Source organism: Methylobacterium sp. J-092 (assembly GCF_022829325.1).
Taxonomy (GTDB): Bacteria; Pseudomonadota; Alphaproteobacteria; order Rhizobiales; family Beijerinckiaceae; genus Methylobacterium.
Genome location: NZ_JAKSXU010000072.1, coordinates 1 through 917, shown reverse-complemented (window position 1 = coordinate 917; position 917 = coordinate 1). Strand labels below are relative to the sequence as shown.

General features: G+C 63.9%; 1 pseudogene. It reads left to right on the top strand.

Annotated elements, in window-relative coordinates:
- Positions 1 to 917: pseudogene (locus tag MKK60_RS08200) on the top strand (IS3 family transposase); the annotation flags it as partial.

Below are 917 nucleotides of genomic sequence, written 5' to 3'. Positions count from 1 at the left end.
GCGCGCCGACGCGCCTGTGTCGAGCACATCATGCGGACGATGACCGTCTCCGAGCGCCGTGCCTGCAGGGCGCTCGGACAGCATCGCTCGACGCAGCGCAAGGTACCGCGGGGCCGCGATGATGAAGAGGCGCTGACGGCCGATCTCGTGGCGTTGGCTGAGAAGTACGGACGCGATGGCTACCGCAAGATCAGCGCGCTGCTGAAGGCGGCCGGATGGTTCGTGAACGACAAGCGCGTCGAGCGCAATTGGCGGCGTGAGGGTCTGAAGGTCCCAGCCAGACAGCCCAAGCGGGGGCGGATCTGTGACCACGACGGCTCCTGCGTCCTTCTTCGTCCGGAACACCGCAATCACGTGTGGTCGTACGACTTCGTCGAGGCGCGCACGCATGATGGACGCAAGATCCGGATGCTCGACGTGGTCGACGAACCGAAGGACCGCGCAGCGCGTTCACGCACGAATGTCTTGCCATCCGAGTCTTCCGCAAGCTGAAGGCAACCGTCGTCATCGACGTGCTCTCGGATCTGTTCATCGTGCGTGGCGTACCTGGCCATATCCGTTCGGATAACAGCCCGGAGTTCGTTGCGAAGATCGTACAAGCTTGGATCACCGGCGTCGGAGCAAAGACGGCCTACATCACGCCAGGCTCACCGGGGGAGAATGGCTACGTCGAAAGCTTCAACGCACGGCTTCGCGACGAACTCTTCAACGGCGAGATCTTCTACACACGCAGGGAAGCGCAGGTCTTGATCGAAAGCTGGCGCCGTCACTACAACGGCGTGCGCCCGCATGCATCGCTGAAATACCAGCCGCCGGCACCGGAGGTGTTCGTGCCAGCCTTCTCCGCTTGGCCGATTGCGCTCGCCCGCCCAACTCCGCCGGCCAAGCTACTCGTGGCGGAGCGGCCCACCGTGCAC